The following is a 24,475-nucleotide window of genomic DNA, read 5'->3' on the forward strand; positions in this document are numbered from 1 at the left end:
ATGCATCTCAGTCAGATAGTCAGGATGATATTGAATGAAAAAACGACTGTTGTTGTGGGTGCTCATAGTATCCGGAGTCTTGAACTTCATGCCTTCGGCGGCGGCCACGGCCGGGGAGAGCGTTTCACTCGATGAGTACCAACGAGCCAAGGCCAGCCAGGCTCTCTCCTTGAGAGAGGCAATGGTAATGGCATTTGAAAATAGCCCGGTGTTGGCTTTGAGGCGGGCTGCGGTGTCCATACAAGAAGCTGAGCTCGATCACGCCAACCGATGGGCGCCCAGCAACCCCGAGCTTGAGCTGAGTGGCCGTGATAATCCAAATGAGGCGGATCAGTCACTGAATTACGAGGTTCGCGTTACTCAGGAAGTCTGGATGGGCAATCGGGGTGATCTCGGTCAGTCGCGTGCGCAGGACACATTAACTGCTCAACAGCAGGAACTTGAATTCCTGAAGATCGCGACCAAAGCCCGAGTGCGGTCAGCTTACTTCAAGATACTGCTTGCTCAGAGAGAGCTTGAAACCGCAACCCGCGCCGTTGAGCTTATGCAGCGAACGAAGGACTTGGTCGAGATGTCCGTCAAGCGGGGTAAGCAGACTCGAATTGAACTTAATACCGCAGTGATTGGCTTGGCTAGAGCTAAGAACCAAAAGGCCGAAGCGGCGCAAAAGCTTAGTCAGGCAAAAATTGACCTGACGGAAGTTCTTGGGGTGCCCCCCTCCGAGGCGGTCGGGGTGACCGGCGAGCTTAATGTTGCTCGAGACAACCTGCCACCGACTAATCAGCTTGTCGCCATGGCTCAGCGCCAGAGATCGGATCTGAAGGCGGCGGCCGCGAAAATTGCTGCGAACGAGTCCGGCTTGGAACTGGCTAAGAGCCTGACGATTCCGAACCTCAAAGTGTTTGGATTCTACGAGCGGGAGGAAAGATCCAACCTTTTTGGCGCGGGCGTGTCGATGCCTCTGACTGTATTTCACGATTATTCCGGGGAAAAAAGGAAGGCCTCTACGAGGCTGAAAATATCCGAGCTTGAGGCCGAGGCGCTGCGCTTGGCTACTGAGCGCCAGGTTGTATCCGCTGTGGCCCGGTACGAATCCGCCGTAACCAGGTTGCGTCAGATGAACGAGTTGATTCTCGAGCGTTCAGAGGAAACGCTGCAACTGATGCAGAAAGCCCTCCAAACGGGAAAAGTCGATGCTTCCGATGTCCTGGCGGCCCAGGACAATCTTTTATCGGTGAGGCAGGAATACGTCCAAGTGCAACACGACTATATCGACGCTGTGCAGGCATTGGAAGTTAGCACCGGTGGTGCTCTTTCAATGTCATCCGGTTCCTGATGACTAGAAAATTAATGGTTGAACGTTCTCTTATATCGAAGGTGTTTAGATGATTCGAAATATGCAGATATTGTTTGTCGTGATCAGTTTTCTGGTCTATCAGCCATTGGCGTCTGGCGTCGAAGAAGCCGAAGGAGGGCAGCACCAAAAGGGTGAGGCTGGACATGCCGCTGAAGCCAGTGAGGCCCGCGAAGTTCACCTGACCCCAGCGCAGAGAAAGTTGCTTGCTGTGCAGACTGTAGCGGTGCCACGAGGCCGTGCTGACAATATCGTCACTGCGCCAGCTGAAGTTCACTATGTTCCGGATCGCGTCGCTGAGGTAGGGCCGCTGTTGAAGGGAAAGTTTACGAGACTGGCTGTTGATCTGGGGGACCAGGTTGAAAAAGGCCAGTTGTTGGCTTCTTTGAACAGCGTTGAGTTGGCACGGATTCGTTCCCGCCTGAACTCGTTGAAAGCTCGGAAAGAAGCCGCGACTGCGGAGTATCAGCGAGAAAAGCAATTGCGAAGTGAAAATTTCACTAGCGAAGAAGAGTTCCTAGATGCTAAGGCCGCTTATCTTGAGATTACAGCGGAGTACGATTCGATTCGTGAGCAATTGGAGGTTTTTGGCAGTGATTCTTCAGGCGCAGATAGCAGTCTCGCACAGTACGCCCTCCGTTCTCCTATCAAGGGGCGCATTGAGCGCATAGATGCACGGTTGGGGCAAACCTTAGGCTCTTCAGATACGCCTTTTACCGTAGCTGATACCTCTGTGGTATGGGTGATGTTGCAAGTTGCCGAAACAGACATTGGCAGGGTATCCGTCGGAGATGAAGTTCAGGTGTTCTCGAAGTCGGTTGCAGATCGCTTTCACACCGGGGAAGTGTCCTGGATCTCAAATGAGCTTGATGAGCAAACCCGCACCATTCCGGTTCGCGTTGTGCTCGAATCCCCCAACGGCGACCTTCGTCCAAACACCTATGCCAAAGCGAGAGTCATGACTCAATCGGCGGAATCACTGCCCCTAGTTCCACACGATGCCGTGCAAACCATCGGTGATGAGTCTGTTGTATTTGTACCCGGTGAAGAAGAGGGCGCTTACAAGGCGGTTTCTGTGGCACTGGGCAAAGAGGCAAACGACTGGATTGAGATCAAGTCCGGCATCAGTGCAAACACGGAAGTGGTTTCAGTGGGCGCTTTTGATCTGATGTCGGCCATTACCGCCAGTGGCCGCAGCGCCGCTCATGGACACTAATACTCGGGGGGAGCATGATCAACGCAATTGTGAGTTATGCGCTGAACAATCGTCTGATGACGCTTGTTTTTGCTATCGCCGTGATCGTTGCCGGCGTATTTTCATTTCAAAAACTGCCGGTGGATGCATTTCCTGACGCGACGCCTACCATGGTTCAGGTTTTTACTGCTAGTCCTGGTCTGTCGCCGGTGGATATTGAAACGCTGATTTCCTATCCCATTGAAATCAGCATGTATGGAATCCCCAAACTGGAAAAAGTGCAGAGCACGTCGATTTTCGGGCTTTCCCGGGTGACCATCTATTTCGAAGATGGCACCGATATCTACTTCGCCAGGAGGCTAGTTAGCGAACGGCTGTCCGAGGCCAAGCGCCAGATTCCCGAAGGGATGGGGGAACCCGAACTCGGGCCCATCGCAAGCGGTCTTGGGCGCATCCTGATGTATTCCCTGGAAGCTGAGGATAAAGATCAATACAGCCTGCAGGAAATTCGCACGATTCAGGACTGGATTGTCAAACCCCAGCTCAGGACCGTGCCGGGCGTAACCGGTGTGCTTTCTATCGGCGGCGAGGTAAAGCAGTACCAGGTCAATGTTGATGCGCAGAAGCTTCAGGCAAGGGACCTGACGGTGTCTGATGTTCGCGGTGCCCTCACCCAGAATAATCGTAACGTCGGCGCCTCATTCATTACTCGAGGAGGTGAAGAGTACATTGTCCGTGGTTACGGCTGGGTCAACTCTGGCTCCCAAGGCATCAAAGATATCCGGAACATCATTGTGTCCAAGAGTGAGGGGGAACCTCCTATTTACGTCAAGGATGTGGCGGAGGTTGACCTTGGACCAGCAATTCGCCGTGGCGCAGAGGTGTCCTCAGGTGAGGAGTCCGTGGGTGGCTACGTGATGAAATTGATTGGCACCAACACCAGTAAGGTTCTAGAGGATGTCAACGCAAAAATCGATGATCTGAACAAGTCACTTCCCGAAGGGCTGAAAATAGAAGCGTATTACTCTCAGTCAGACTTGGTGGGCAAGGCTATAGGCACTGTCGAGAAAGCTCTGCTTGAAGGCTCGGTTCTGGTGCTGCTTTTTCTCTATTTGTTCCTGGGAAACATTCGTTCCACACTGATCGTGGTGGCGACGTTGCCGTTATCTGTACTCATTGCGTTCATCGCGATGCGGATTTCGGGCCTGTCGGCCAACCTGATGAGTCTGGGGGGGTTGGCTATCGGCATCGGCATGATGGTGGATGGCGCTGTCGTGATGATAGAGAACATCTTCCGACACCTCGAGGAGCGATCCGATGAAAAGATCAGCGTTCTGAGGCTTGTAGGCGAGTCCGCCCGGGAAGTGGCTCGTCCGATTGTGTTTGCGATTGGCATTATCATCATCGTTTTTCTGCCGTTGTTTACGCTACAGGGCGTTGAAGGCAAGCTGTTTTCGCCCATGGCCTACACCATCAGTTTTGCGTTGATCGGTGCGCTATTACTCGCGTTGACGTTGGTGCCTGTTCTGGCCTCCCTGTCATTCAAGATGGGCGGACGTCACAAAGAGCCGAAGCTGGTTCTGTTCCTGAACCGGCTATACAAGCCGGTGGTGAATACTGTCGTCAAAACCCCAAAGATTGTGATGGGCGTCGCCGTCATAGCTTTTGCCGGCAGTCTTCTGCTGTTTCCCTATCTCGGGAGCGAATTCGTGCCCACGCTCAGGGAAGGCACGTTCCAGATTCGCTCGACACTGCCTCCCGGAGCCAGTCTTGAATCCGCCATTAAATATGGCAAACGGATTCAGTCCGTTGTAGACGAATTTCAAGAGGTCACCGGCACCTATGCCCGGATCGGTCGTGCCGAGGTCGGTGGTGATCCTGAACCTGTGAACGTTGTCGCGACGCTTGTCAATCTGAAGCCCCTGGATCAGTGGCGAGAGGACGTGAGCTACGAGGATCTCCAAACCAGGATTGCGGATGCTTTGGATAAGCGGGTTCCCGGGCTTGCCAACAATCTGTCCCAACCGATTCAGCTTAGAACCGACGAACTCCTATCAGGCGTTCAGGCGCAACTGGTTGCCAGCATTTTCGGCGACGACCTGGACGAGTTGGGCCGGATCGGCAGGGAAGTGGCGGCACTGGCGCAAGAGGTGCCGGGTGCAACGGACGTCCGCGCTCAGCAGAGTGCTGGTAAAAAACAGATCGTTATTCGCCCGGACCGTGAAGTGCTGGCGCAGTTCGGCATCAGCGTCGATAACCTGATGAGTACGGTTGAAACCGGTATAGGTGGTAAAGGCGCCGGGCTGGTCTTCGACGGTGTCCGTCGATTTGAGATTTTCGCCCGGCTGCAAGAGTCCTATCGCGGGTCCATCGATGAAATCAGAAAGCTTCCCCTCAGGGGCAACAGTGGCGAGCTTATCCCGCTTTCACGGGTGGCCGAGGTTGAAATGTACGCAGGCCCCAAGAAAATTTCACGCTCCAATGCCAGTCGCCGTCAGTACGTGCAGATGAACGTGCGTGGTCGCGATATGGGCGGTGTTGTTCAGGATTTGCGCAAGCGGATCGAGGAGCAAGTGGATATGCCGCCGGGGTATTTCGTGGAGTTCGGCGGTCAGTTTGAGAACCAGGAAAGGGCCATGGCGCGGCTAGCGATCGTTGTGCCCATTACTCTGGCGCTTATTTTCCTGCTTCTCTTTTCGGCATTCAGTAGTCTTCGCTATGCGGCGCTGATCTTCATGAATGTGCCCTTTGCGGTTACTGGTGGCATTGTCGCGTTGTTTGTGACGGGGCTTTACCTCTCCGTGCCCGCTGCTGTGGGGTTCATTGCGGTGTTTGGCGTAGCCGTACTGAACGGTGTGGTAATGGTGAGCTACATCAATCAGTTGCGGGACGAAGGCTACGAAGTCATTGAAGCAGTCAAGCTGGGCGCTCAACGCCGTTTGCGGCCGGTTCTGATGACAGCCTCTGTGGCTATTCTGGGGCTGATTCCCCTGCTGCTGGCCGATGGCATTGGCTCTAATGTCCAACGGCCACTGGCAACGGTTGTGGTTGGCGGTCTGATCACGTCAACGCTGCTGACGTTGGTAGTGTTGCCCAGCGTGTATCAGTGGTTTGCATCCGAACGTCGTGACATAGAAGTCTGATAGGTAGGAGAATGTTTATGTACGAAATAAAAGCGTATGTCAGAGAAGTGATGGCAGAGCACGTAATTGACGCTCTCGCCAGAGTTAAGGGAGTGGCAAGCATTGCTGTCGTGTCTCTCAACGAATTTGGTCATCTGGTTGGCAATGAATCGCCTCTGGAAAAAGTGCAGATGGTCAAGCTGGAAGTAGACGTAGCGACCGATGCTGTTGTCGATGAAGTTGTGGACATCATCGTGCGAACGAGCAGAACACGGGATGGACACCCAGGGGATGGCAAGGTGCTTGTATCCCCCTTGGTTCGGGCGGTCCGTATCGAGGACGGCGCGACCGACCAAAGCGCACTTCAACCTACTTCAATCTAGTCCCAACCTAAAACGAGACGGTGGCATCGCGGCGGTTGGTCGCGAGCTGCCGTTCTTAGCTCCTTTGAGTATTGCTACAAAGAGTTTTTAGCGACTCGTTTCTGAACTGCTTTTCCGAATTCAAGCTCCTTTCAAGGTTTGCACTTATTATCTCGATCTTTTCCTGCCTCGTCATAGGCGCCTTACACCTATGATTTTTGGCTATTAATCGCTTCGGGAGAAAGTCGATGAAGGCAAGCAAGCACTCGCCTCGGGCGTTGCTGTGTTCAGTACTATTGTCCATTCCTCTGTTCGGTCAAGCTGAGACTGTTAATTGGGCGAATTGGCTCACTGGCCAGATAAGCAAGCACCCGGAGGTACTGGCAGCGACAGAGCAGGCGGCAGCGCGGAAAGAGGACGCTGAGGCAAGCGAACAACCGCTGTATAACCCGGAGTTGTCCGTAGGAGCAGACAGAACGGGCAGTGAGAATAACTTTGAGGCAGGGCTGTCACAAACGATCGATTGGTCTGATCAACAGGGCGCATTACAGGAGAAGGCAAAGCTGATCAGGCTGTCTGCGCAAGCTGGCTTGAGCGAAGCAGTTCTGACACAAACGTCTGAATCATTGTTTGCGCTTGTCGAGTGGCGCGCCACTACGCTGTTTGAGGAAATTGCTGAATCCCAACAGCAGCGCCTGGATGCTTTGCTGGACCAGGTTGAACAGCGCCAGCAGGCAGGTGATCTGGGGCGTGCCGATGCAGAGCTTCTGTTTCTAAATCTATCCCGTCAGTTGAGCGAAGTCGCCCAGGCAAAGGCCGCAGTTGATCGGGCAGAAACTCAGGTTCAAGAACGTCTGCCGGACTGGAGGCCTCAGGATGGGGGAATCCCCGAGTATATATGGTCAGCGCTGGAGTCCCAGATTGGTGAGGCTGATCTGCTGTCACACCCGTCAATTGCAGTCGCTCGAGCCGAGTGGCAGGTGCTGAAAAGTGAGGCAGAGGTTGCGAGACGCAAAGCCACAGCATCGCCGACAGTAGGGCTGAGCGGAGGGCGTGACGGCGGCGAGAACGTGGTTGGCCTGACATTCTCGATCCCTCTGAACGTCCGTAATAACTACAGCGCTGAAATCCGGGCCGCGAATCGACGGGCTCTGGAGGCCGAAGCGCGGTTTCAGGCGCTCTACCGGAAACAACAATATGACCTGGCAGGCGCTCGCGCTTCCTGGAAGCGATACGACAAGCAACTTCGTCGATGGAAAGAACTATCCCAGGGGCGTGTACAGCGAAGTGCCGATTTGCTTGAGAAGCAGTGGCAGGTCGGCGACCTCTCCACCTCTGAGTATCTCCAGGCGTTAGGCCAGCGCGCGGAGAGCCTGAAAACCGGTATTGAACTGGAAAAGCTGGCGCAGCTGGGCCTGATTGAACTCTTGAGCCAGTCTGGCGAACTGATCACCCCCTTCCAATAATATTCTGGAAACTGGATAGTCATCATGAAAAAAACTCTGATTTCAGTATTTGTATTGACGCTGTTTATAGCTCCCCCTTCATTGGTGCAGGCCGAGGAAGATGCGCATAACGAGGCGGGCCATGATCATGCCGCCGGTGGCGACGATCATCGAGAAGGTACCGGTGAAGAGGATGAGCATGAGGGCGGGCATGCTGAAGAACGTGAGCATGAAGAGGAAGAAGGTCATGGCCACGAAGAGGAGAGCGATGGTGGTCATGAAGAATCAACTACCGCAAGCATCAATGCCAAACAGAAAGAGCTCGCCGGCATTGAGGTAGCAACCCTCGAGAGCAAGCGCGTTGACTATGAAATCTACGCTCCCGGTGAGCTGCTGACCAACGGCTATACCAGCTATCACGTGTCCCCCCGGGTTGCCTCGGTGGTGTTGAGACGTCACGTGGAATTGGGTGAGCACGTAACCAAAGGTCAGCAACTGGTAACCCTGTTCAGTGAGACGGTGGCACAGGCGCAGGCTGATTACAGGAAGGCTTTTCCTGAATGGGAGCGAATCAGCGGGCTGGGTCGTTCCGTGGTTGGTGATCAGCGGTTCAATACGGCGAAAGCGAATATTGAAGCGGCGAGGGCGACTCTGCTTGCTTATGGGCTAAACGATGATGACATTGGTGCGTTGAAGGCCAGCGGCGTAGGTAGTCTCGGTGAATACACGCTCAGAGCTCGCGTGGATGGCGCAGTGCTGACCGATGAGTTTGAGCAAGGACAAAGAGTTGAGGCAGGCCAACCGCTGGTGACTCTGGCTAATGAAAGCGAACTTTGGGTAGAGGCTCACCTGCCAGCAAACTCCGACATTGTCCTTAAGCAAGGGGCCGAAGCGGAAGTAAGAGTTGCAGGCCGAGTAGCTGTGGCAACGGTATCCCAGGAAGCTCATACCATTGACGCTGTGACCCGCACGCGAATTGTTCGGTTGGAGCTGGACAATCCGGAAGATCGTTTTCATCCCGGAATGTTTGCAGATGTGTATTTCCTTTTTAAAACCACGGAGCCGGTGCTTGCGGTGCCGGAGAGTGCGTTGATGCGAGGCGCCGATGGCGACTGGACGGTCTATGTGGAAGAGGCTGAAGGGGAGTACGAGCCTGTGGAAGTGGAACTGGGTCGCGCAATTGGCGGACTCCGTGAAATTTCGGGCCTGACTGCAGGCCAACGGATCGTTTCGCGGGGCGCATTTTTTGTGGCCTCTGAAATTGCCAAAGGCGGCTTTGACCCACACAACCACTGATTCCGGGAGCCATTATGTTCAACCGAGTTGTCGACTGGGCGGTTCAGAACCGCCTGTTGGTTCTTATTGCGCTTGCAGTGCTTATCGCCACGGCCGCGTTTCAGATCCCAAAACTGAATCTTGATGCTTTCCCTGACGTTACAAACGTCCAGGTCGCTGTTAATACAGAGGCGCCCGGACTTGCGGCCGAGGAAGTCGAGCAACTGATCACCTATCCCATTGAAGCGGTGATGTATGCGTTGCCGGATGTTGAGGAGGTTCGGTCCATCTCCAAAACCGGGTTGTCTGGTGTCACCGTGGTCTTTAAAGAGGGCACGGATATCTATTTCGCGCGCCAACTGGTGTTCGAGCGGTTGCAGGCCGCGCGGGAGCTGATTCCGGACGGGGTCGGGGTGCCTGAAATGGGCCCGAATACGTCCGGTCTCGGCCAGGTCTACCAGTACTTGCTGATAGCGGACCCGGATTCGGGGTACGACGCAATGGAATTACGCAGCTTGCACGACTGGCTGGTCAAGCTGTTGCTGATACCTGCTGAAGGGGTAACAGAGATTCTGTCGTTTGGCGGAGAGGTCCGCCAGTACCAGGTCAATCTGAACCCGGCGCGAATGCTGTCCTATGACTTATCACAGAACGACGTCATGGACGCCCTGGAGAACACCAACTCCAATGTTGGGGGCTGGTATATGGGCCGTGGACAGGAGCAGTTGGTTATTCGCGGTATGGGCTGGCTGGGTAATGGCGAGCAGGGGCTGGAGCAGATCCGTCAAGTGCCCGTTAAAACCAGTGATGGCATTACAGTGACGGTGAGCGATGTCGCCCAGGTAGCGCTGGGCACTGAAATTCGCCAGGGTGCGGTGACCATGACCCGGAAGGATGAAGACGGTCAGGTTGAACAACTGGGTGAAGTGGTTTCTGGCATTGTACTCAAACGAATGGGGGCCAATACAAAAGCCACCATCGACGGCATCGAGGCCCGCATTGATCGCATAAATCAGGCGCTTCCGAGTGGGGTTCGTTTTGAGCCCTATTACAACCAGGCGGATCTGGTGACCAAGGCCGTAGAGACGGTGACCAATGCACTTCTGTTGGCTTTTGTGTTTATTGCGATCGTGCTTGCCCTGTTTCTGATGAATCTTCGGGCAACAACGCTCGTGCTGCTTTCTATACCGATTTCTATCGGTATTGCGCTGATGATCATGGCCTGGTTCGGTCTCTCGGCCAACTTGATGTCTCTGGGCGGCATTGCTGTGGCAATTGGCATGCTGGTGGACGGCTCTGTTGTTATGGTCGAGAACATGTTCAAACATCTGACGCATCCGGATGCTGAGCATGACGCCCGTCGGGATGAATTGGTGAAAAACGACCCTGACCCATTGGACGCGTCACACGATGACCATGGCATTGCGCTTCGACTGCAGGAGGCAGGCCGGGAAGTGGCGCGACCAATTTTTTTCGCGACGGCGATTATCCTGGTCGTTTTCATGCCTTTATTCAGCTTTGAAGGTGTGGAAGCCAAGCTTTTTCAGCCAATGGCGATCAGCATAATGTTGGCCATCGTGTCCGCTGTGATCGTTGCTCTGGTGGTTGTGCCGGCCTTGGCATCGTTTATGTTTCGCAAGGGTATTCGGGAGCGGGAAAGTTTCATTTTAAAGCCCCTCGAAAAGCTTTATCGCAAGGGCCTTGACTGGTCGTTGAAACACACCCGCTCTGTTGTCGGTGCAGCAGCTGTCCTTGTTGTGCTGGCGGCCTTGGTCGTGCCGCGACTCGGTACTGAGTTTGTCCCCGAATTGGAAGAGGGGACCATTAACCTCCGGGTAACGCTAGCCCCCTCATCAAGCCTTGATACCGCGCTTGAAGTGGCGCCGAAACTGGAGGCCATGCTGATGGAATTTCCAGAGGTGACCTACGCCCTGTCCCGGGCTGGCCGAGCGGAAATAGGCGGCGATCCGGAACCAGTCAATAACATCGAGATATATATTGGTCTCAAACCAACAGCCGAGTGGACCAGCGCCAGTAATCGCTATGAATTGCAGGCTTTGATTGAGGAGAAGCTCGAACAACACCCGGGGCTACTGTTTAACTTTTCTCAGCCTATCGCGACTCGGGTTGATGAATTGCTGTCAGGTGTCCGCGCGCAACTGGCCATCAAACTCTTTGGCCCGGATCTCGACGTACTGGCGGAGAAAGGCCAGCAGATTGAAGCGGCGGTCCGAACAGTTCAGGGAACACGAGACGTGGCCATGGAGCAGATTGCTGGTGAAGCGCAGTTGGTGGTTCAGCCTGACCGTCAGGCACTCTCCCGGTACGGACTTGCCGTGTCTGATGTGATGAGTGTCGTCCGGGATGGACTGGGTGGTGCCGCCGCGGGCCAGATCATCAACGGAAATGAGCGGTACGATATCTATGTGCGTCTGGCCAAACGTTTCCGGGAAGACCGGGATGCCATTGCCGATTTCAGGTTACAGGCGCCGTCCGGAGCCTGGGTGAGACTCGGTGATGTGGCCGATGTGTCTATTGAGTCCGGCCCGCCTCAGGTGCGCCGCGATGACGTTCAGCGCCGTGTGGTCATTCAGTCTAATGTGCAGGGTCGTGACATGGGCAGTGTGGTTGCCGATATTCAGGATACCATCGCGACAGAAGTGAACCTTCCCCCCGGCTATTCGGTGGATATTGGTGGTCAGTTTGAAAACCAGCAACGAGCTCAGAAGCGATTGACCATTGTGGTACCTGTATCTCTGGGCCTGATCGCGCTGTTGCTGTACTTTGCTTTCAGTTCGGTTGGTCAAGCGCTGTTGATTCTGGTCAACGTGCCGCTTGCCGTTATTGGTGGCGTCTTTTCACTCTGGATCTCCGGCCAGTATCTTTCGGTGCCCAGTTCCGTTGGATTTATCACACTGTTTGGTGTGGCGGTGCTTAACGGGGTCGTAATGGTCGAAAGCATCAATCAGCGAATACAGGATGGGTTGAACGTGGATACTGCGGTGTTTGAAGGTGCCGTCTCCCGTTTGCGTCCTGTCTTGATGACAGCAATAACCTCGGCACTCGGTTTGATACCGATGCTATTGTCGACGGGCGTGGGTGCGGAAATCCAGAAGCCATTGGCCAGCGTGATTGTAGGTGGCCTCGTGACTGCGACTTTCCTAACGCTTTTTGTTTTGCCGGCTCTATTCACGCGCTTCTCAAGGTCTAAACTCGATGATATGCAACGGTAGAAGAGAGGTGGAAATACACAGTTTTGATCGCGAGCAGGGGAGGGTAATCCCTCCGTCATAGCGGGGCGGAGGAATTATGGTTGTGCTCTACTCTGGGAAAGGAAGCACAACTGTAATTCTGGCGCCCCCTGTTTCTGAGGGGCCAATGTTCATCCGTCCGAAATTGTCTTCTAGTATTTCGGACACGATGGACAGTCCCAATCCAAATCCAGAAACGGTTTCGTCAAGCCGGGAACCTCTATCCATCACTTTTGAGGCCGCTTCTGGAGTAATCCCAGGGCCGTCGTCTGCAACTTCTATCGTTAGCCCGGAATCGGTCTGGCTTATTGAAACGTCAATCTCAGCCTGACTCCATTTCCCGCCGTTTTCGAGCAGGTTACCGAATAACTCTGATAGGTCCTGACGCTCCATGGGCCAACTGAAGTTATTCGGCAAGGATGTATTAATACGGAAACTCTTATCGGGAAAGATTTTTTCCATGACAGAAATGACGTTGTTCGCTATTTCAATCGGCAAACATGTTTGCCCCATCTGCCTGCCGGAGATATCTGCCTTGCTCATGCGGTAGTTCAAGGACCGGCTTAGATCCTTTAGGTTGGAGGTCATGAACTCTATGTCGTCGCGGGACGGAGGTAATGAACCAGTGTCTGACAAGATTGCGAGATTGGCAGAGATCGAGGTCTTGACCATGTGAGAAAGATCGGAATTGAGGCGGCGGTGGCGGTCAAGGCGACGACTTGCTAGTTCAAGTAGGTTATTGAACTGTTTGATCAGCGGACTGAACTCCTCTGGTGCGTCAGGATTCAAACGAGGTTGTTTGCCAGATTGCAGTCTCCTCATGTCTTCCTTGATGTGTACGATCGGTTTCAAAGCGAGGTAAGTAGTGGTGCCTACCAGAGCCAAGAGAACAACAAGTAATAATGCGGAGGCAGCCAGCAAGGTCAGGTGAGCCCCACTGGATCGCTCGGCGAGTCCACTTTCCATTTCCAGGATGGTGACTGACGAAAGCGGGCTGTCAATTCCGAAACCTCGTTTCAATCCAAGAAGGTCATCTGCACCTTGGGATATTTCTACAAAGCCCGCCGGCTTTCTTGAAACCATTCGCAACGTTGTTTGATCTATGTTGCTACTGGCAATGATGCTTCCGTCTTTCACTTCGACGACGAGGGCGTGCTCCAGTAGCAATTGGAATCGATCAATCATGCTGCCAATCTCGTCGGGCGTCGGAACTTCGTTTTCAATGATGGTTTGAAAACTCTCCACCTCCTTGTCAAGGCGATGTTTTCTGGACTCGTTCGAAAGCTGCTCTATTACATAAGTGTGCGAGAAAAAAATTAGTAAAAAATACAAGAGGCTGAAACCGATGCCATATTGGAGGACAGTTTTTCCGATGCTTTTCTGCGCTGTCATGAAGGTGCTTTTGTCGATTGAGCGGAAGGCTTCAGTTGAAGGCACATAGAGGTGCTCTGATCGGAAAGCATAGTTGGAATCGAAGCGTGCCGCAACGGGTGCGAGCCGGAGCGAGGGACGCTCTGGTCTTCAGATCGGTCTGGCTTGGTCTTATCGTTCTTAGGCATTTGAATAACTTGATTTAGTGTCATCAAATCAAAGCCGACCTAAATGGCTTTTGAGCTTGTGGTAGCCGCTGAAAAAAACGTTTCATCAGCATATATTTTCAAGTGTGTTTAAAGTTTCGATGTTCTACTAAACACCCAAGGCCATTGAATGTTGCTGGTCTAATTGAAAAAAATGTCGGAGCCGTTTTATGAAGAAAGTATCCATGATTATAGTAGCTTCTTTCGTGGCAAGTGGTGCTTCTATAGCCCACGCAGGAGGGCAAGCGGACAGATACAACGAGGCAAGAAGCTATCCTAATAAGAGCATAGATGAACGTTCCTCCCAGTATCGTGTGGAAGAGAGCGAGACCATCAAAAAACTGAAGGAAGAACATAGATTGATTAAAGAGTTGATTGGGGATCTCTTGGAAAAGCAATAACATTTATCGTTGTTTACTTGGAGCCAGACGGGCAATTACGTGGCTCCAAGATTAATTTAATGGTAGATTTTTGTTAATTTTCCCAAAATTGCGAAAGTCGCGCTTTAGTATTGATGAATCTCGTAAGGAAGACAGAGCGCAAAATGTTGGAAAGCTGCATTCTTAACTAAGATATTTTGCAGTATTCATGGCTAATTCAGACCTCCCTCGATTTTTCATAAAACCATATCTAATCTAGAATTACCAAGTTAAAAATAGTTCTATTTTAGTCATCGTTTTTTCAATTCTTGTTCCTATTTGGTGCGCATTATTGATGAGCGCACTATCGACGAGCAATGCAACACTTGAAGCAGAGTGCTTATTGCATTGAATTGTTAAATATTTAATCATTTTTATGAACTGCGGCCCTGATTTGACAATAATTGCTCATAGAATAAGTTTTTTAAAAGGTGGCACAAAACGTGTATGCATTATAGGTGCGTTATTCAATGCGCAAATAACTAAGCTGCCCAAATAGAAGGTAAAAACGATGAAAAGACGTATCTCGACTAAAGATTGTTTGCTAAGTGTTGGTTTGCTCGTAACTCTCCAAGCGGTCCCGTTAATTGCCAGCGCAGGTGTTAGTGCTAATTTGGGCATAACAAGCAACTACTTATTTCGCGGTGTGACACAAACAGATGGCTCAACGGCGACGCAAGGCGGGCTTGACTACGAACATGCGTCGGGGCTTTATGTTGGCGGCTGGGGCTCCAATGTGGATTTCGGCGATGGGACGAGCTACGAGCTTGATCTTTATGCTGGCTTCTCCGGTGTAATTGAGGATATCGGTTACGATGTTGGCTACATTTATTACTCTTACCCTGATGCTCCTGAATCTATTGATTTTGGCGAAATATACGGAGAGTTGAGTTACAGCATTGTATCTATAGGTGTTGCTTACACAGCAAACAGCGACGTAAGCGGCGAAGGGCTGTTCGTTCCAGGCGATATCTATTATTACGCATCAGTTGATGTGCCACTGGAAGACGATTTCAGCACAGGTGTTTTGATTGGCTATTATGATTTCACTGATGATGGCAAGGCGTCTATTGGCGAGGCGAGCTACGGACATGCAGCTGTTAACGTCACCAAAGATGCGGGAAGCTTTGGAGCTTTTAGTGTTAATCTGGAGTACGCTGATATCGATTCAAGTAACGCACTTGGTTCGGTCAGTTCGGACGACCCGAAGTTTTGGCTGGGCTGGACTAAGTCTTTTTAATCTATTTGGTATTTTTCACCGAAATGGTTAATCGTTGAGAAAGCTGGCCCGGTTTGTGGGCCAGCGCATTTATCTGGCGAGCCCTGGTCCTTGAGGAAAATGGTTAAATCACAGTAAAATCATTTAAGCTTCAACCCTTTTTTGAAGAGAATCTCTTGCAAAGTAATATCCTTGTCCTCTCAATGTTTTTATTCGTTTTTTTCCGAGTATCTTTCTGAGCCTGGCTATGTAGACTTGAACGACATTTCTGGTTGGGCACCTTTCGATATTATAGAGTGCTTCAACAAGTTCGTCCTGTGAGAAAACTCTGTCAGGAGAGCGAAGAAAGCATTGTAAAAGGCGGTACTCCGTTGCGGTTAGTCTGAACTCTTTATGATCGGGAGTTGTTAGGGTTCTATAGGTTGCATTAAGTAGAAAACCATCCACGATGATCTTATCAGTTGCTCGCCCGTCTTTTCTTCGTATTATGGCGCTAAGTCGAGCTTTTAGTTCATCGAATTCGAAGGGTTTTGGAAGATAATCGTCTGCCCCGGCATTCAAGCCCTCAACTCTCTCTGTCCAGTTGGAGCGGGCAGTTAAAATAAGAATAGCTTCATCTCTGCCACTGCTTCTCCATTTTTGCATCAAAGAAAGCCCGTTCTCGTCGGGCAGTCCTATATCCAGAATGATCGCCTGATAACTGCTTGTCTCTACGAAGAAATTTGCCTCTTTTCCGTTTTGGGCAACATCTACAGTAAAGTTTTCCTTCGCAAGCCAAACGGAGATTTTTTCTGCGAGTACCGCGTTGTCTTCGACAATTAGAACCTTCATCTATAAGCGCCGTCTCTGGATGTTGGAAAATTGTGGCTGTCGCCCTTCTCGAGAGCAAATCAAAATTAGCTAAGAGACCGGACTTCAAGCGACCCGCTATAACAACAGACGAAGCTGAATCTAGCTTGAAAAAGGCATTACGGTGAGGAAAGTTTTCTATACAAACACTATCCACATGTGATCGCTTAACCACATACCAGGTGGCCGGGTCAACGATTGATCACCGGGACCGCCCTGGGAAGGTCAACTATCACGGACAACCCACTTTTCGGAGCAGGTGAGAAGTTGAGGGTTCCACTGTAGCGTTCGACAATTTCTCGAACAATCGCCAGCCCAAGGCCATGGCCTGGGGTCTGCTCGTCCAGCCGCAACCCCCGTCGACCCAGATTGCCGATTTCAGCGTCCGCGACGCCGAGCCCATCGTCTGTTACGCCGATCTGCAGATTTCCGGAGTGTTGAACGAGTGACAGCTCCACGCATCGTTCCGACCATTTGCCTGCATTGTCCAGAAGGTTGCCCATGATTTCATTCAGGTCGTGCTCCTCGATCGGCCAGCGGGCGTCCTCCGGCAGGGAGCTCGACAGTTCAAAGGACTTTTCCGGGTATAGTCGCCCCAGCATCCAGACTAGATCCCGTGCCTGTTTCAGAGGGTAAGCGCTTTTCCCAACCTGTGGCCCTGCAAAGCGACTTCGGCGCATCTCGGCTTCAAGCTGTTTGTCGATGTCATTGAGTCTCGCGGTCATCTGAAGGCGGAGATCGTTGGAGAGCGGACGACTGGTGTCCTCAAGAATCTGCCGGACGGCCGCAATGGGGGTTTTGACGCTGTGAGACAGATTCGCCAGCGCATCCCTTGATCGTTCCAGGCGTTGATCCAGCGAGTCGAGCAATTGGTTGAGCTGCTGGACCAGCGGTCGAAATTCCTCAGGTGCTTGGACATGAATCCGCGAGACCTTGCCATCCTGAAGTCGCTTCAGCGTGGCCTTCAGTTCGACGACAGGGCGCATGGACAGATTGATACCGAACCAGATCACAACGACCAACAGCAGAATCAGCAGAATAGAGACGATGGCCGTCCACCCGTGCAACTCTGCCTGGCTGCGTTTCAGTGCGCCAAGATCCTCGGACACGATCACTACAATCGGCGTATCGCCGATCCGGAACGACTTTCGGTACGCAAGAATGCTCTTTGGGCCTTCGACGGTGTCCGCATCCCGAACACGAACGGTCCCATCCTTTGCTGATTCTATTAACGACGTTAACACCGGTGCCCAGGAATCCGGGGAAATGATCGTTCTGGACGGAGAATGTATGGCGAAGGCGTGGTGAAAGACTTCCTGAAAATAGTCACCAGTCTGGAGACTGTCCAATTGACCGCCAGAATCACGAATCTGATGCTCCAGAAAGGCGACCTCATCCTTGAGACGTGTCTCGACGAATTCCCGGGACATCCGGTCCAGTAAGAGGCCGTGAACCAGCCATGCAAGCCCCATTAGCGCAATGCCCGCTGGCAGTAGCAATAAAAGCAAGGTGCCTTGGGCCGACCCGGTCATCAAGTATGGCATTGCGCCTGAAACTCTAGAGGGACCTAATACAGTTGGGCATCGCTTTGAGGTAAGCCAGCAGCTGCCCTGGCCGGATCATCTGTCGGCGTCTCGCAAGGCAGCGGAGGCCGGAATGCTTGCCGCCCAGCAGGAGACTCAGTGGCTAATAAGGCAGCTGACAGCTCGCGTTAAGGAGGCGTATGCATATTGGTGGTATACCAATGAAGCGATCAATCTCCATCATGAGACACGCGCTTTGGTAGAGCAACTGGCCACCGTAACGGAACAGAGGCTTGACTATGGCATCGGCTCGCAAAGTGAAATGCTCAGGGTCAAAACGGAGTTGGACACTCTAGATGCCAGACTAGTAGAGCTGCAAGCGGAAAAGGCCGGGCTAGCCAGCGACCTGATTCCTCTGCTTGGGCGTCGTCCGACGGGGGCCAGTTTGCAACTGACGGAGGCATCTGAAACGCTTCTGTTCGCCGATGGACAGTTGGAACCAGATCATCCGCTGATTCGGGCAGCCGAGGCAAGGGAAGCCGAGGCGCGCGCGCGGCTGGATGTTGCCGAAGTCGATCGTAGACCTACGTTCACAGCTAATGCCGGCTATAACAGCCTGTGGGCTGACGAGAGAAAACGTTGGGTCGTCGGCATTGGCGTTCGGATTCCATTTAGTGGGCAGCGCCAGCACAGCGCCGTTCGAAAGGCGACTGCCGAAGCCTCACAAAAACGATGGCTGGCCACTCAGGCTCAGCGGGAATGGCGGGCTTCGATCGCTAAACTGAGGGCAAGCGTTGAGGCCGGCCATGGTCGCCTGAACATCCTCAACGAGCGACACTTGCCAAACCAGCGCGCGCACTGGGAAGCCAGTCTGAACGAGCTGGCCAGTGGCACTGGCAGACTGGAGGACGCAATAAATAGCGCAAGACAGCTTACTGGGGTCAAACTCCGTCGAGCTGGGGTGATCCGTGATCTATATAGTGCCTCGGCCGGATACGAAGCCCTGATACCGGTGCGTACTATCAATGCGTTAAATTAAAGAGGTAATTCAATGGTCAAGTCTTCGGGCATTTTGGATAGCACCAGAAAGTTCCATTCCAAATGCCCGAAGACTCGAAAAAACCACTTGGACCAAAACTCATGAACCTTCCTGAATGTTCGCTTTGCGACCTAAGCTTGCTCTTTTAGCCGAGTAGCCCGTCCGGTAGACCGTTGTTGAAGAGGAGCCTTTCGCCACAGCTCGGTCCTCGTTTTGGTTAGTCAGCTCTGGGTGACACAGAATTATCGTTGGCTTTTGTGCGAACAGTCGGCTTCAAGACACAACGGGATCTACGTCTTTATCCGTTTCATGATTCCATCAAATTTGAAACCTATATCACCTCTGTGAACCAGGGCACTGACAGTGCCTTCCCTCCCATTTCACAGAGGTAATTCCCAATGTCTGAACAATGTCCCAACTGTCTGTCGCGACGGATTGGCAAGAACAATTATGGCAAGAAGGCCGCTGGTGTGGTTGGTGCGTCTGCCGGGACCTACGGCGGCTATGCGGCTGCCACGGCCGGTGCCCAAGCGGGTGCTGCCCTGGGAATCGTTGCCGGTCCCGTAGGTGCAACCGTCGGTGGTATCGGCGGTGCCGTCATTGGTGCGCTGCTGGGTGGTGCCACTGGCGCTTCCGCTGGCGTGATTCTGGGCGATGTCCTGGATGACCGTGTGCTGGATAACCTTCGCTGCCTGGATTGCGGCTATTCCTTCAGTACCGATCCCGACTCCCGCGACGATATCCGCTGATTCCCCTCGCAAATACCATAGGAGAGCAACCATGGCTCATCTCATCGAGCAAATGGCCTACGTTGGCCAAACCCCCTGGCATGGTCTGGGGAATGAACTGACTTCCAATCAACCCCTGGAGGTCTGGGCAAAACAAGCGGGCCTAGACTGGAAGATTCAGGAAAGCCCTGTCCGCTTTGTCACCAACTCCAGTGGCACCCTGGGTGAAATTCTGTCCTACCCGGATTCGAAAGTGCTTTACCGCTCGGATACCAAGGCTCCGCTGTCGGTCGTCGGTAATCGCTTCAAAGTGGTCCAGCCCGAGGAGATCCTGGAGTTCTATCGGGATCTGACCGAAGTGTCTGGTTTTGAGCTGGAAACAGCCGGTGTCCTTAAAGGTGGCCGCAAGATGTGGGCTCTGGCCCGCACCGGCCAATCCGGCATGCTCAAGGGCAACGATCAAACCAATGCCTACGTTCTGCTGGCCACCGCTTGCGACGGAACCATGGCAACCATTGCCCTGTTCACCAGTATCCGTGTGGTTTGCAACAACACACTGGCTGTTGCGCTGAAGGGCTCTAATGCCAACGCCGTCAAGGTGAAGCACAACACCGCATTCGACGCGGACCTGGTGAAGAAGCAGCTCGGCATATCCGTTAGCGTATGGGATGACTTCATGTACCGCCTGAAGACCCTGAGTGAGCGGAAAGTGAAAATTACTGAGGCCAGGAACTACTTCCTCAAGGTGTTCACGGACGATTCTAGTGCTGGGGTTGGTAAAACCAACGAGCGTTCCATGGCAAAAGCCCTGGGTCTATTCGAAGGCGAGGGCATGGGTGCCACGTTGGCTTCATCGGACGGCACAGCCTACGGGCTGCTGAATGCAGTGACGGAATTCATCGATCACCAGCGCCGTGCCAAAACTGTGGACCATCGACTGGATTCAGCCTGGTTTGGCACCGGTGCAGCCTTGAAGAACCGTGCATTAGAGCAGGCCATGTCACTTGTGGCCTAAGCCAATCCTACAAAACTCAAAACCGCCATAAAGCCCACCGGAGCCTGATGCTCTGGTGGGCTTTTTTATGTCTGGAGGAAAAACCATGGGCATGCGTGCAAATACAGTTCAGAAACAGCGACCGGCCTTACGCCTGGTCTCCACCAAGGGCCTCAGCCGGGATGAATGGCTAAAGGTACGTAAGCAGGGCATTGGCAGTAGCGATGCCGCTGCGGCCGTTGGCATGAACCCTTATCAATCCCAGTTGGAACTCTGGATGGTCAAAACCGGCAGAGATGCTGGCTTACCAAAGCCGGATTCGGACGATCCGACTTCACCGGTTTACTGGGGCCATATCCTGGAACCGATTGTGGCCGAGCAGTACAGCCAGCAGACGGGCCGGAAAGTGCGCCGGGTGAATGCGGTATTGCAGCATCCAGATCCGGAAAAGCACTGGATGTTGGCCAATCTAGATTACTCCGTGGTGGCTGATGACGACGTGCAGATCCTGGAATGCAAAACGGCAGGGGAGTTCGGATCACGCCTCTGGAAAGAGGGTGTGCCGGACTACATACAGTGCCAGGTGCAGCACCAGTTGGCTGTCACCGGCAAACAGGCAGCGGACGTGTGCGTTCTGTTGTGTGGCCAGGAGTTAAAGATCTATCGCGTTGAACGAAACGAGGAGCTCATCGAGGCACTTTACGTGTTGGAGCGTCAGTTCTGGGATTTCGTGGAAACGGATACCCCACCACCAGTCGATGGAACCGATTCTGCTGAACGTGCCTTGCGTCATCTGTATCCAATAGACAGAGGGGAGACCCTGGACTTCAGCCAAAGCAAGGAGCTGTCCGATGCCTTCGACGAATTGCTGGCAATCCGCAAGGAAATGGAAGACCTCAGCTCTACCGCATCCCACTTGAAACAGCGAATCGAGAGCCAGATGGGGGATGCCTCAAAGGCAACCTTTCCAAGTGGCAGCGTGAGCTGGAAGCGGAGCAAGGATTCCGTCGGGCTCAACGTGAAAAGGCTACTGAAGGATCAGCCAGAACTACTGGAGCAATACCCACTGACGAAGCCAGGAAGCCGTCGATTCCTCATCCAAGCATGAATACCCCATTGGCCACGCGGGCGTGACGAGTGCCCCGTGGCCCTTTTTCTAAGGAGAGCCATCATGATTAAAGGTTTAGCCATTACGCCTCCGGTTTTGGGGCGTATCAGCATCGGTAGGGTCGTTGAAAAGAACGGCATCCGGCTACCGCAGAAAGACGATCAATTCACCATCACCTCCCAGATCCAGGAAAAGGATGGCTGGGTGCTTCACCCCATGGACGAGGAACTGAGAAAGGATGCCCCAAACAGCAAACTGCGGACCATCCCGGTGCGGATGCTGTTCAACGACGCGGATCTCAATCTGCGGGCCGAGTACACCATGTTCGACCGGAAAAGCGGGCGCCCTGTGTGCGTAGGCAATGGCGACACCTGTAAGCGTCTAACGCAATCAGGAGTGCAGTCTTTGCCATGCCCGGGCCCAACGTTGTGTGAGTTCGGCAAAGGCGGTCTGTGCAAGCCCTATGGCCGCCTGAACGTGAAGGTGGGTGACGACGATGATCTCGGCACTTTTATCTTTCGGACGACCGGTTACAACAGCATCCGGACTCTTGCTGCCAGGCTGAGCTACTACCAGGCAGTCTCTGGTGGTCTGCTGGCGTACATGCCGTTGGAGTTGAAATTACGGGGCAAAAGCACGACGCAGAGTCATCGCACGCCGATTTACTATGTGGATTTGGTGATCCAGGAAGGGGTGTCATTGCAGGAAGCGGTGGCTGAAGCGAGGGAAAAGGCCAGGCAGGTAAAAGAAGAGGGCGTTGACCAGGCTGCGCTGGATGCGACTGCAGCCAGGGGATTCGGTAATGCGCTGTTTGAATACGATGAGGACGAAATGAGTCAGGTGGTTGAGGAATTCTATTCCACAGCTCCTCGCGAAGAATCGCCGGACCATTCTTCTGTTGTTTCTAAGCTGAGGAGAGATATCGATTCAGCGAAGTCGATTTCTGGTTAGATTTTGACAAGTGGTCCTATATGGGCCACTTGCCAGACTCGGAATATGTTTATTTTTTGTGTTGAGGTGGGGCGGTGAGGTGCTACAGGCCAAGCTAGTGATTCTCGTGCTCGTGATCGTACTGGGTGATGGAAAGTTTCAGCAAACCCATGGTAAGGCGACTGGGAGTCGTCTAACCTGTTGATTAATTGTGAGGAGGTGGCTTTCCTGAGCCTCGTAGTTGCGACATGGTAGCGTTCCGACTTCTCCTTTTCAGATCTATTAATAGTTGCTGGTGTTAGCCATGAGCAAAGAGCTGGATGATAAATATCACAGGTTAGCCCTAGAAGCGCTTCACCGAGGCCTAGTCGGGCACGAGCTTCAGGTTCAAATAGGTGATGAGGAGATCATATCTACGGAGGTACTTCGCGCTTTCGAGTTTTCAGGGGACATCCTCAGGAATAATCAAGAGAGCCAACATGTGCGGATGGTTGCCGATACGGTTTTTGAAACCTGCATTCGACTTGCAAGGTGTCTGTACTTCTCAGGCGAGGCCAGAACACTCGTGCTACATGAAAATGAGCACATCTTGGATGCAGAGAGTCAGTTGGTTACGTTACGACGAAATATGAGCCACCTGAAGACGTTGTTGGATAATGGCTAATACTCGCATACACGATCAGGGCGGCGAATTCCCAATCAAAAGGAATTCCGTGAATAACGAGTTGCAGGAGATTCTTGCGGCTGCAAAAGACGTCGCTATTCGTTTTAAAAAAGCTGACTGGCAAACCGCTAGGGATTACGGGTGAAATTGCAGAGTTCAGCGCCGCGGAGCTACTCGATTTAAAGTTAGCCGAGGCGAGACAAGCTGGTTACGACGCCACTGATCGTGCGGGACGAAAGGTTCAGATCAAGGGCCGTTGTCTGCCAGAAAAACCTGGCCCTGGCCAAAGGCTGGGATCGATTCGCCTTGACCATGAATGGGACAGCGTCTTGTTGGTTTTGCTGGATGACATGTTTGAAGTAATCGAAATGTGGGAGGCTGAGCGTCCGGCAGTTGAGAGGGCCATCCTGGCGCCTGGCTCAAAAGCACGAAATGAACGTGGTGCTTTGGCAGTGACGAAATTTAAAAAGATAGGGGCCAAAGTGTGGCCAGTGGATAGATAAGTCAAATTTCATGAGGAGTGGTGTGTGTGAATCCAATACTTCGAGAGTCCATAGCAAAGCTGTCCGTCGTGGCCAATGTCTCGGCAGGATTGGCTCACCCCGTCGATGAGGCAAGAGCAAAGGAGTTGTTCAAAGCTCTCCATAAGCAGGGGATTCCGCTGTCTATGGACGATGTTTATACCCTGGCAATCGAGAACCAGTGGAGTGACCGTCACGCTACCGATTTAGCTAAGCTAGCAGATAAGATTGGCTCGGGTGGACGGGTTCAAATTAAACATCCGAAAGGGTGGGGAGAGCCCACTGTAAAAAGAATCATCGCTGAGTTGAAAGAAAGCTAACCAATGCAGCGTTGCACTGAGGTCATTCGGAGATCACATCAAGGTTGCTATGGGTAATTATTACGTCTACGTCTACATCGACCCCCGGAATTTCGAGGAGTTTTATTATGGAAAAGGAAAGGGCTCCCGGAAGTACGCCCATGTGAATGATGACTCGGATAGCGAGAAGACCAGGCGGATTAAGGCGATCAGGAAAGAGGGGCTAGAGCCAATCATTCGGGTGATTGCTCGTAATCTGTCCGAGCACGATGCGCTGCTGGTTGAGAAGACGCTTCTTTGGAAACTGGGTAAGCAGCTGACAAATGTTTCCTCAGGCCATTACGCAGACAATTTCCGGCCTCACGATAAGCTGCACCGACATCTCTCTGGGTTCGATTTCCAAAACGGGCTTTACTACTACAACGTAGGGGAAGGAACTCACCGCAACTGGGATGATTATGTTGAATATGGCTTTATCTCGGCAGGCCAAGCGCCGCGATTTCGTGATGCTATTCAGAGCCTTCAAGTCGGCGATGTCGTAGCAGCATATTTGAAAGGGTATGGCTTTGTTGGGTAAGCGTTCATTCCACGACGTAGTTGA

Annotated in this window: 21 protein-coding genes; 18 read left to right on the forward strand and 3 right to left on the reverse strand. The window is 52.7% G+C overall.

Annotated elements, in window-relative coordinates:
• Positions 1-34 precede the first annotated feature (34 nt).
• The 7 genes from RE428_RS09160 to RE428_RS09190 all read left to right on the forward strand — a co-directional run bounded on the left by RE428_RS09160 (position 35) and on the right by RE428_RS09190 (position 11,986).
• Positions 35-1,336: a TolC family protein gene (locus RE428_RS09160; RefSeq protein ID WP_004581704.1), complete on the forward strand. Its 1,302-nt coding sequence runs from the start codon at positions 35-37 to the stop codon at positions 1,334-1,336.
• Positions 1,337-1,385: 49 nt separating this feature from the next.
• Positions 1,386-2,570, forward strand: coding sequence for an efflux RND transporter periplasmic adaptor subunit (locus RE428_RS09165; RefSeq protein WP_004581705.1), 1,185 nt, complete (start codon positions 1,386-1,388; stop codon positions 2,568-2,570).
• Between the two features lie 14 nt (positions 2,571-2,584).
• Positions 2,585-5,692 carry an efflux RND transporter permease subunit gene (locus RE428_RS09170; RefSeq protein WP_004581706.1) on the forward strand — a complete coding sequence of 1,036 codons (3,108 nt, stop codon included), beginning with the start codon at positions 2,585-2,587 and terminating at the stop codon, positions 5,690-5,692.
• Between the two features lie 17 nt (positions 5,693-5,709).
• On the forward strand, positions 5,710-6,054 hold the full coding sequence (locus RE428_RS09175; protein WP_004581707.1) for a P-II family nitrogen regulator: 345 nt from the start codon (positions 5,710-5,712) through the stop codon (positions 6,052-6,054).
• Positions 6,055-6,281: 227 nt separating this feature from the next.
• Complete coding sequence (locus tag RE428_RS09180) at positions 6,282-7,499, forward strand: TolC family protein (RefSeq protein WP_004581708.1); 1,218 nt, start codon at positions 6,282-6,284, stop codon at positions 7,497-7,499.
• 24 nt (positions 7,500-7,523) lie between these two features.
• Positions 7,524-8,774, forward strand: a complete 1,251-nt coding sequence (locus RE428_RS09185; protein WP_004581709.1) for an efflux RND transporter periplasmic adaptor subunit — start codon at positions 7,524-7,526, stop codon at positions 8,772-8,774.
• Between the two features lie 14 nt (positions 8,775-8,788).
• Positions 8,789-11,986 (forward strand): efflux RND transporter permease subunit, encoded by a 3,198-nt coding sequence (locus RE428_RS09190; RefSeq protein WP_004581710.1) that lies wholly within the window; start codon positions 8,789-8,791, stop codon positions 11,984-11,986.
• A gap of 87 nt (positions 11,987-12,073) precedes the next feature.
• Here the strand turns inward: RE428_RS09190 and RE428_RS09195 are convergent, their stop codons facing one another.
• Entirely contained in the window at positions 12,074-13,441 is a 1,368-nt protein-coding gene (locus RE428_RS09195) for a sensor histidine kinase (RefSeq protein WP_227500229.1), read from the reverse strand.
• A gap of 310 nt (positions 13,442-13,751) precedes the next feature.
• On the opposite strand from RE428_RS09195, the gene RE428_RS09200 reads away from it, so the two are divergent.
• Together RE428_RS09200 and RE428_RS09205 are read left to right on the forward strand one after the other, a co-directional pair.
• The gene (locus tag RE428_RS09200) at positions 13,752-13,982 is read left to right on the forward strand and encodes a hypothetical protein (protein ID WP_004581712.1); all 231 of its coding nucleotides are present in this window, start codon (positions 13,752-13,754) and stop codon (positions 13,980-13,982) included.
• 529 nt (positions 13,983-14,511) lie between these two features.
• A complete protein-coding gene (locus RE428_RS09205; protein WP_004581713.1) occupies positions 14,512-15,240 on the forward strand; it encodes a TorF family putative porin in 729 nt (242 codons plus the stop codon).
• A gap of 123 nt (positions 15,241-15,363) precedes the next feature.
• Here the strand turns inward: RE428_RS09205 and RE428_RS09210 are convergent, their stop codons facing one another.
• Together RE428_RS09210 and RE428_RS09215 are read right to left on the reverse strand one after the other, a co-directional pair.
• Positions 15,364-16,050 (reverse strand): response regulator transcription factor, encoded by a 687-nt coding sequence (locus RE428_RS09210; RefSeq protein WP_004581714.1) that lies wholly within the window; start codon positions 16,048-16,050, stop codon positions 15,364-15,366.
• Positions 16,051-16,259: 209 nt separating this feature from the next.
• Complete coding sequence (locus tag RE428_RS09215) at positions 16,260-17,600, reverse strand: ATP-binding protein (protein WP_004581715.1); 1,341 nt, start codon at positions 17,598-17,600, stop codon at positions 16,260-16,262.
• Here RE428_RS09215 and RE428_RS09220 point away from each other — a divergent pair.
• From RE428_RS09220 to RE428_RS09260, 9 genes are all read left to right on the forward strand, one after another.
• On the forward strand, positions 17,548-18,630 hold the full coding sequence (locus tag RE428_RS09220) for a TolC family protein (protein WP_081614610.1): 1,083 nt from the start codon (positions 17,548-17,550) through the stop codon (positions 18,628-18,630). The genes RE428_RS09215 and RE428_RS09220 overlap by 53 nt on opposite strands.
• 398 nt (positions 18,631-19,028) lie before the next feature.
• Entirely contained in the window at positions 19,029-19,379 is a 351-nt protein-coding gene (locus tag RE428_RS09225; protein WP_004581717.1) for a hypothetical protein, read from the forward strand.
• Between the two features lie 31 nt (positions 19,380-19,410).
• Entirely contained in the window at positions 19,411-20,373 is a 963-nt protein-coding gene (locus RE428_RS09230) for a DUF932 domain-containing protein (RefSeq protein ID WP_004581718.1), read from the forward strand.
• A gap of 91 nt (positions 20,374-20,464) precedes the next feature.
• Positions 20,465-21,460 carry a YqaJ viral recombinase family nuclease gene (locus tag RE428_RS09235; RefSeq protein ID WP_227500230.1) on the forward strand — a complete coding sequence of 332 codons (996 nt, stop codon included), beginning with the start codon at positions 20,465-20,467 and terminating at the stop codon, positions 21,458-21,460.
• A 63-nt stretch (positions 21,461-21,523) separates the two neighbouring features.
• Positions 21,524-22,411, forward strand: a complete 888-nt coding sequence (locus tag RE428_RS09240) for a recombination directionality factor (protein ID WP_004581720.1) — start codon at positions 21,524-21,526, stop codon at positions 22,409-22,411.
• Between the two features lie 283 nt (positions 22,412-22,694).
• On the forward strand, positions 22,695-23,054 hold the full coding sequence (locus tag RE428_RS09245) for a hypothetical protein (protein WP_004581721.1): 360 nt from the start codon (positions 22,695-22,697) through the stop codon (positions 23,052-23,054).
• A gap of 74 nt (positions 23,055-23,128) precedes the next feature.
• Entirely contained in the window at positions 23,129-23,557 is a 429-nt protein-coding gene (locus RE428_RS09250; protein WP_004581722.1) for a DUF6998 domain-containing protein, read from the forward strand.
• A gap of 26 nt (positions 23,558-23,583) precedes the next feature.
• Positions 23,584-23,895, forward strand: coding sequence for a DUF1889 family protein (locus tag RE428_RS09255; protein ID WP_004581723.1), 312 nt, complete (start codon positions 23,584-23,586; stop codon positions 23,893-23,895).
• Between the two features lie 49 nt (positions 23,896-23,944).
• Positions 23,945-24,451 (forward strand): GIY-YIG nuclease family protein, encoded by a 507-nt coding sequence (locus RE428_RS09260; protein ID WP_004581724.1) that lies wholly within the window; start codon positions 23,945-23,947, stop codon positions 24,449-24,451.
• Positions 24,452-24,475 lie beyond the last annotated feature (24 nt).

Source organism: Marinobacter nanhaiticus D15-8W (genome assembly GCF_036511935.1).
Lineage (GTDB): Bacteria > Pseudomonadota > Gammaproteobacteria > Pseudomonadales > Oleiphilaceae > Marinobacter_A > Marinobacter_A nanhaiticus.